Below are 7507 nucleotides of genomic sequence, written 5' to 3'. Positions count from 1 at the left end.
ATCCTTTGGATTTGCTTTAAGCGCGTTCTCCATTCCACCCAATGCATCATCAACCCACCGTTCAACTTCTGCGGGCGTCAAATCATAAGTTCTTGCCGCTTCTTTAGCCGTTGTTTTGCCTTTGATGATCTCTTTGACGAGCTCGGCTTTACGCTTTGCCGTCCAACGTTTTACTTCTGGTTCCATAGTACTAATGACTCCTTTTAGGGTGACACAATATCATGTCCAACTCTTCTCTGGGTCATTACATTTGTGCGATAGGGGGTGACATACTTAGCGGCAGTGATGGAGACCTCATGCCTTAAGCTTTGAAATGTTCTCGCCCAATAATGTGCACCACCACACACTTCTAAGCCTATTCACATGGGTCGTAAATTTGCTATTTTAGTCAGTAAGTTAGAGCGAGTGGCAGATTTGTAGTGGATCACTTTGCCGCGCGGTTCGATGGCGTGAAGGCTAAAGTGGTTTTGGCTAAATCAATCCCGCAGAAATAAGAATAATCAGACATGGTGCCTCCGGCATTAACGTGTACCACGTAAGTGTGGCACTTCCTCGAGAGGGGGAATCCATGTCATTCGTTAGGCGTAAAACACGGAAACATTATGGAAGATATAAAACAACTCATAACATCACCGGCATTTTGGTTTGCTAGTGTTGTAATCGCTTTTCTGATGAGCCTTTTAGCAGGTTTCGCTAAAGATTGGACTGAAAAATTGTGGGCAGGTATGTCAAATAAACGGCGCTTTAAGCTTGAGCAAAAAGAGCATGATATAGCCCAAAAAGTCGAACAGCTTAAGAGTAATTCACTCCTCCTGTATACATATCAAACAAATATCATTTTTCAAAAAATACGTCAAATTCTCTATTACTTGGTTAGTTACTTTTGTATGTTTCTAGGATTTCATAACTACCTAAATGGTTCTACGACTGTAGCCATTAGCTTTGCAGTAATTAGTGTGCTCACTATAGCTATTCCCGTTCGCTGGGTAACAAAAGATCTTGATAAACTTAGAATCATAGTTAACAAAGTCTTAGCAGATGATGATTTCCACTTTCGAGGGTAAATCGCCATACAAACGACTATGGCGTCAATGACTAATTTTTAGCTGTATTTTCATCCCACATGACGCCATCTCTTAACATTGTATTTAGTATCACGACCATCTTGCGCACACAGGCAATAATGGCGACTTTCTTGGGCTTTCCTGCTTCAACGAGTCGCTTGTATGTTGCTTTAACAACCTGATTACACTGCATTGCTGACATCATCGCCATATATAAAACGGTTCGAACTTGAGCAGTAATGGCACACCGAATTTGGTCTCATAGTTAGATTAGAAATAATATAATGATCTGCACCAACTAGACTGGACACTGCATTAAGCGACATTTTGATTTTCAAAGTTAACAGGGCTGAGATACCCAAGCGCACTGTGCTGGTAAGACCCCAGAACTCTATACACTATCAAGCTCCTGAAAATACTGTCTTTCATAGTCATTTGGTGACAGTCCACCATTAGTACCATGATTTCGTCTGGGATTGTAGAAACACTCGATATAATCAAATATCTCTGACCGCGCTTCAGCGCGGGTTTTGTAGATTCTTTTCTTTACGCGATCTTTCTTAAGCAGTGAGAAAAAGCTTTCAGCAACAGCATTGTCATGGCAGTTTCCTTTTCGACTCATGCTGCAAAAATGAAAAAAGCCTGCAATATACATTGCAGGCTTCAAAGGTGATGCTTGCAGCAACATATATTGCAGGCTTCAAAAGTGATGCTTGCAGCATAACTCAAATTTATAGCACATACATTACCAAAATGCTTAATAGCATGATTTTTATCATAAAATCCATGGTATAGGTTTAGTATGTTTTAGTTAATATGTACTAATTTTTGAATCGGTTCACTGTCGTACCGTAGGAAGTCGGTTTTAGAGCTGTTAGACCATCTTTGACTCTTTTGTCATTTATCTTTTCTAGACGGGAAACAAAGTCTTTATGTGCTTTTGTATAGTTTATTCTTGCGCTCGCTAGGCAATGTTCCTTTACCACCTCTTCAAGCAATTTGATGACGATCGGATCCACTCTAACGGCGCGATTACCCTTGTTTGTATGTCCTGGCCTTAAAGAGTTTTTCTTCCAGCCAGATTCAATGAATATACTTACCCACCTAGATACTGTTCTCCAGCAAGGCGGAGAAGGGTCATCAAACCGCCCAGTTGCATCAATCAACCATGGTTCTAACCGCTTTTGTGTATATGCCGGTACTTCATCTAGCACAGCCCTTACATATTGATAGCGCCGCTCCATCTCACGTTCATCATCTAACTGTCTTGCTGATTGCCTCGCTTTTGCTTTCTTAGACACCGGTTCTACAAATAGCGCACTTGGCACATCGGCTTTGGTGATTTGTTTTAAAACACCATTTTGGATATGAGCTTCCAAGTTGCGACGCATGAAAACGAATTGCCCTCCCTGAACGATATCCTTGAGTGCAATTTCATCTCGACTTATTGATGCAACTTGATAATAAGAGCACTTACCGCCTCGAAATCGCTTCTCTAAAATAAGCTCTGGGTCTCTAAAGTTCATTGGATTCTCTAGTGAGGATAAGATTATCTTTCAGCAAATCTGCCATTAATTTTAGATAATCTGGGGTATACCCTATATGAACAGCACATTACTGTATTTGAAATGTTCATTTAGGGTGGTTATTTGAATTAATTAACAGTATGTTCATAAAGTCTAGAACCTAAATGAGCATTTGCCATGTCTAAAGTTGGTTACGCAAGAGTATCCACTCATGATCAATCATTAACACTTCAACTCGAAGCGCTGAAACAGGCGGGTTGCATCAAGATTTTTTCTGATACGGCATCAGGTAGTGATGCTAATCGCAGGGGCTTTCTGGATTTGAAATATTACCTTCGCTCTGGTGATACGCTCGTAGTCACACGCATAGATAGAATTGCTCGGTCCGTATTAGATCTACAACAGCTAGTCGCTTACCTGAAAGAACAAGAAATTGAACTAACAGCCACAGAACAACCTATTTCAACTAGCTCTGCTGCAGGCAAAGCTTTCCTAGATATGCTGGGAGTATTTGCTGAGTTTGAGCTCAACATCCGAAAAGAAAGACAGTTAGAGGGCATCGCAGCCGCAAAGGCAGCTGGAAAGTACAAGGGCCGCAAACCGATTCCTGTGGATACTCAACAGGAGATTCTGGCTATGCATCGTGAACACAACCCAGTTTCAGAAATAGCGCGGCTGTGTAAAGTATCACGCAATACAGTCTATAAGATCATTCGAGAGCAACCTTAATTATTACTTGAACAATATGTTCGATATTTTCCCTTTCCGTAGAGTGTCATGTTAATATTTCCGTCCATCAACAAGTTTCAGGTTGTGAGCACGTTAATAATAGTGAACTTTCATAATATCAAACCCCGAAACACTAAATATTGACAATACTTTTTAGGTTCAGGGCCCCGAGCTAAGACGTGAAGAACTAACAACACATTCCGTTCAATTTCTCTTTCAGCTCAGACAATTTTTTTTGAAGATTTCGCAGTTCTTTCCGACATAATTTTTCCTGATCATCAGATTTTATACCTGACTCAAATTGACCATGCCATTTCGTAGTAAAAGGACGAAGACTACCCTCAAAAATATCATTTACGGTTTCATAATAATGCCGACATCCAAAACCATGCTTGTGTGCTGTTTGACGATGGAAATTAAACAAATGTGCAAGACGGGATAAGGCAGATTCAATATCACCTCCTTTTAAGGAGCGTGTTGCGATACTTGTATCTAGTTCAACAAACATATCCCAAGCAGCCTGTTTATCAGCATAAGTGTACTTTCCATCGGTACGATATTGCTGAAAAAAATATCGATAATAACTAGCAATTCTTTCTGGTGAACGACTGTCAGTACTATTGAGAAGTTTTTTAAATCGTTCTCGGTGCTTCTCTAAATCATACTCTTCTGCGTTCACACCAACTACTTCACGATAGTACGCATCTGCAAAATTAGGTTGACTCATGTTATCGCGTTTCAACTCTTCACGAAGCATTTGAGCAAAATCTACTGGATGTTCTTTCAAGGGTTTTATCTCTTTTTCAGGCATTTTTAATTCTCTTTCAATACGCGTCTTATTTGAAGTTACAGAGCGTTCGTTTAGTGCTCCCCATTTCATAACTGCCTAGTGCTTAGGCATTTTGATCACAGGTCTTGACAACCATCGTCAACTTGTTTGGTTATATCCATCTTAATTAACTTAATTTTACGCCCCATAACTTAACGTAAATAGAAACTCCCTTTATTAGGCACAATTTCCCTATTCGTTTCTCTTATCAATCGATGCTACCTAAATTAGGCTTAAAGTAACCCAACAAGACAAGGAGAATACAATGAGTGGATTCCACGATGATTATGAACCGACACAAGCTGATTTAGATAATCACTCAAATCAACTAAATGAGAATAACGATGCCTATTGGCAATCACGCGGCTACGACGAGCGTCCGGAAGACTGGGAAAGTTATGATGACTAAATCAAAACTCCCTAACCTCCCGAGTAAAACGGGTCGACCATCGAGTAAAGGCCGAGGGTAACGACCCCAAAAACCGAAATAGTTTTATACAACACATTCATTTTTGATCAAGAAGGTAAGTTTCATGACGAAGAAAATAACCCCAGCAGACAATAGCGCCAATATGAAGAATGCTAATAAAGGCACATCAGGCACCAATAGACAGTATTCTCAGGCACAAGGTAACCGGGGCAAACAACTTAACCCGAACCAGAAAGGTAAATAGGTATTATCTTGCCCATTGAGCTATACGCTGAAGGTTCCATGCGTATAGCTCTAAATGGTGAACAATACTTGGTGCTCCTGCATAATTATTATCAGGAGTGCGCATCACAAGAACATTTTTTTCACTATTGTATTTTAAGAATTGTTCGATTTCCCACTCAACCCATAACTTACTGTGTGTATTATTTCCAACTAATACCAATAGCTTATGTGAGCTAGCAAGTAATTTTGTTATCTCTTCTTTGACGGGCAGCGAATGAAAGTCGCTCGGGGGGCGCCGGATAGTGTGACCATGCTCGTTACATATCGCCTCAGCTAAAGAACGATCTTCAAATTCTAATGGGTGATTGGAATTAAGGCGAGTAGCCTTAATCGCTTCAATATACTGCTTATCACTATGGTCGTGACTAATGAATACGGTTGTCATATATATCTCCTATTTATGCTCCAAGAATTACTTGGTGGCTCCATAACAAAATACCAACGCCTAGGTGTTTTATTAATCAAATCTGTGAGATTTGTCGCGTATGCATATGTGAAAAATCAACATATAAATTGTTGGGGAGTTTCCGAACTATGTAGTGCATGTTAGAAAGATCGTGGAAACCAAAAATTAAACCATTCCTCCAAAACCTAACCAAACGCAGATATAACACGTTGCTTGAACGCTTGAAGTGAGAGTTCATCGGAATGTTTACTAGCTTGTTTCGACACTAAATCGCTGCTACCTACTTTCCAATCAACAATGCTTGATGGATCATTTTCGCCAATTGCATTCCCGCAGGTCCAATTACGCAAAACCTGAACATCCTCCGCATCACAGATCGTCTCAGGCTTCACCCAGACACATGCTTCAGGAATATCCTGCTCGATACGTTCCGCAAATTCGACCAAGTTTTGCTCAGCAAACGTGAACAGCCACGCCTCTTGCTGTACATTGCTACTTACGCGCAACACTCGACCAAGTACCTGCCGAAAGTACAGTTTTGTCTTTATAGCGCTTAAATGGCAGCAAACCTGAAGCCTTGGAATATCGGTACCTTCGCTAATCATCCCCACACTGACGATCCACTGTTTACTGCTATTCCTAAATCGTTCAATTTCCGCTAATGGCTGCTCATGTTTGTACGTGACAATAACCGTCGATTGTCCAAACTCACTGATGAGTAGCTGCTCGATTTGTAAAGCATGTTCGACAGAGGTGGCGACCACAAGACCTGCTGCATTTGGGTTATGTATTCTCAAGTGATTCAGCTTTTCACAGGCCAGTTTGAGCAAATGTACCATCGCTTCCTGATTGTGGATGACATGCTGGTATGAATTACCTGTTCGTTTCAACATTTCTGCTACGGAAGTAAATGATTGAGAGGTCTCTATACCAACCACGGACAGTTGATTGCTATCAACCAATACAATTTTCGGCGAACGACACACATTGTCGGTAACAGCCTGTTTTAAGGTATATTGGTAATCTACTCGCAGGGTGCCAAGCTCATCGGTGTAATTGGCCATTACGATTGGTAAGGCATCGGATCGCCACGGAGTACCTGATAATGCGAGAGAATAGGATGCAACTTTCTGAATCTTCGCTAGAACTTGTTTACCCCACACATTGCAGTCACCGATTTCTGAGCCAGCACAATGATGAATCTCATCGAAAACAGCAAATACTCGATAACGTCTGAGCTCGAGTAAGAATTCCTCATCAACAAACTGCAGTGATTGGTAGGTCATTGATTGACCTACCGAACCTAGTGCGCCACTTAATGGCCGACCCAATATGGCTGAAAAGGTAGCTTTCATCCCATCAGCGATAGTCCGTGACGGAGAAAAGCAAAGCACAAGGTCAACACAATTCAGCTCTAAAAGTCTTGATGCAATGGTTGCAGCAAGAACAGTTTTCCCTGCCCCTGGAGCTGCCTGACAAAAGAAATTGCGTTCACCGCTAAGGTATTTATTAATAGCCGCATCCGCACATTCTTGCTGCCAAATTCTTAGCATATCGTTTGCTCACAAGCGAAAGTATCAAGCACTTTTGTCAACACATTCACTTTACCTAGCAACTGTGCAGAACGTTCTCTTGATTGCGCAAGCAGTACGTCGAGTTTAGGTTCAAGCTCTGGGAAACGTTGAATCAATGACTGATATTCATCCACTTCACCAAGGGCAATCTCCAATTCACCACGCGATTCATTTCTCTCTCGGGTCAGAACTGCCAAAGTGGGAGTTTCTGGCTCATTGTGTGCGACAGAGATGATTTTCGGTACAAAGTCAAAATTATTCATCTGCTCAGTTTGAAAGTAGCGTTTATCGACTCGTGAGCCTTCTGCTCTGAGCCAATTATTGCTTTCAAAACGCTGCAATTGCCGATATAGACGCTTACGTAACTCATGCAAATCACATGGCGTCTCTACGTAAGCTAAAGACGCGTTCCGTAATTCGACGACTGAAAAACCATCCATTCTTTTTTCAATCAATAGCTTGTGCATTAGTGCATCAACTTTTCTAGTTCGTCTCATTGATAACTCAAACAACCGTTAAAACTAAGGATTGCTTAGTATACGCAAATCAGCAAAACTAAGAAAATCTTAGTTAGACAAAGACTACCAATATGATGTAGTTGCCCCCACTAAAACGGACAGTTTAACTCGCCACTTTAAGAGCTCGGTACTCTCTCGGTGACATC

General features: G+C 41.1%; 10 protein-coding genes and 3 pseudogenes. 4 read left to right on the top strand and 9 right to left on the bottom strand.

What is annotated here, in order from left to right:
* Both HGP28_RS18800 and HGP28_RS19305 read right to left on the bottom strand, forming a co-directional pair.
* A partial coding sequence (locus HGP28_RS18800; RefSeq protein ID WP_168837190.1) for a DUF1153 domain-containing protein occupies nt 1-186 on the bottom strand: 186 nt, incomplete at its 3' end.
* Nucleotides 187-251: 65 nt separating this feature from the next.
* Nucleotides 252-508, bottom strand: a pseudogene (locus HGP28_RS19305) (IS110 family transposase); the annotation flags it as partial.
* 94 nt (nt 509-602) lie between these two features.
* Between HGP28_RS19305 and HGP28_RS18795 the strand changes: the two are divergent.
* Nucleotides 603-1064, top strand: a complete 462-nt coding sequence (locus tag HGP28_RS18795) for a hypothetical protein (protein WP_168837977.1) — start codon at nt 603-605, stop codon at nt 1062-1064.
* A gap of 31 nt (nt 1065-1095) precedes the next feature.
* On the opposite strand, the pseudogene HGP28_RS18790 reads toward HGP28_RS18795, so the two are convergent.
* From HGP28_RS18790 to HGP28_RS18780, 3 genes and pseudogenes are all read right to left on the bottom strand, one after another.
* Nucleotides 1096-1296: pseudogene (locus HGP28_RS18790) on the bottom strand (IS110 family transposase); the annotation flags it as partial.
* Nucleotides 1297-1455: 159 nt separating this feature from the next.
* Nucleotides 1456-1689, bottom strand: a pseudogene (locus tag HGP28_RS18785) (IS3 family transposase); the annotation flags it as partial.
* Nucleotides 1690-1885: 196 nt separating this feature from the next.
* Nucleotides 1886-2590: a hypothetical protein gene (locus HGP28_RS18780; protein ID WP_168837976.1), complete on the bottom strand. Its 705-nt coding sequence runs from the start codon at nt 2588-2590 to the stop codon at nt 1886-1888.
* 177 nt (nt 2591-2767) lie between these two features.
* On the opposite strand from HGP28_RS18780, the gene HGP28_RS18775 reads away from it, so the two are divergent.
* A complete protein-coding gene (locus HGP28_RS18775; protein ID WP_168837975.1) occupies nt 2768-3319 on the top strand; it encodes a recombinase family protein in 552 nt (183 codons plus the stop codon).
* Between the two features lie 187 nt (nt 3320-3506).
* Here HGP28_RS18775 and HGP28_RS18770 read toward each other — a convergent pair whose 3' ends face one another.
* Nucleotides 3507-4199, bottom strand: a complete 693-nt coding sequence (locus HGP28_RS18770; RefSeq protein ID WP_168837974.1) for a hypothetical protein — start codon at nt 4197-4199, stop codon at nt 3507-3509.
* A gap of 214 nt (nt 4200-4413) precedes the next feature.
* On the opposite strand from HGP28_RS18770, the gene HGP28_RS18765 reads away from it, so the two are divergent.
* A complete protein-coding gene (locus tag HGP28_RS18765) occupies nt 4414-4557 on the top strand; it encodes a hypothetical protein (protein ID WP_168837973.1) in 144 nt (47 codons plus the stop codon).
* A gap of 124 nt (nt 4558-4681) precedes the next feature.
* Complete coding sequence (locus tag HGP28_RS18760) at nt 4682-4822, top strand: hypothetical protein (RefSeq protein ID WP_168837972.1); 141 nt, start codon at nt 4682-4684, stop codon at nt 4820-4822.
* Nucleotides 4823-4825: 3 nt separating this feature from the next.
* Here the strand turns inward: HGP28_RS18760 and HGP28_RS18755 are convergent, their stop codons facing one another.
* From HGP28_RS18755 to HGP28_RS18745, 3 genes are all read right to left on the bottom strand, one after another.
* Nucleotides 4826-5248: a TIR domain-containing protein gene (locus tag HGP28_RS18755; protein ID WP_168837971.1), complete on the bottom strand. Its 423-nt coding sequence runs from the start codon at nt 5246-5248 to the stop codon at nt 4826-4828.
* A gap of 206 nt (nt 5249-5454) precedes the next feature.
* On the bottom strand, nt 5455-6822 hold the full coding sequence (locus HGP28_RS18750; RefSeq protein ID WP_168837970.1) for a DEAD/DEAH box helicase: 1368 nt from the start codon (nt 6820-6822) through the stop codon (nt 5455-5457).
* Complete coding sequence (locus HGP28_RS18745) at nt 6816-7340, bottom strand: VspR family transcription factor (RefSeq protein ID WP_168837969.1); 525 nt, start codon at nt 7338-7340, stop codon at nt 6816-6818. Before HGP28_RS18745 ends, HGP28_RS18750 begins: the two co-directional genes overlap by 7 nt.
* Nucleotides 7341-7507 lie beyond the last annotated feature (167 nt).

The organism is Vibrio agarilyticus, from assembly GCF_012641465.1.
Taxonomy (GTDB): Bacteria; Pseudomonadota; Gammaproteobacteria; order Enterobacterales; family Vibrionaceae; genus Vibrio; species Vibrio agarilyticus.
The sequence above is the reverse complement of the archived record's forward strand: the minus strand, read 5'-3'. Positions and strand labels throughout refer to the sequence as shown.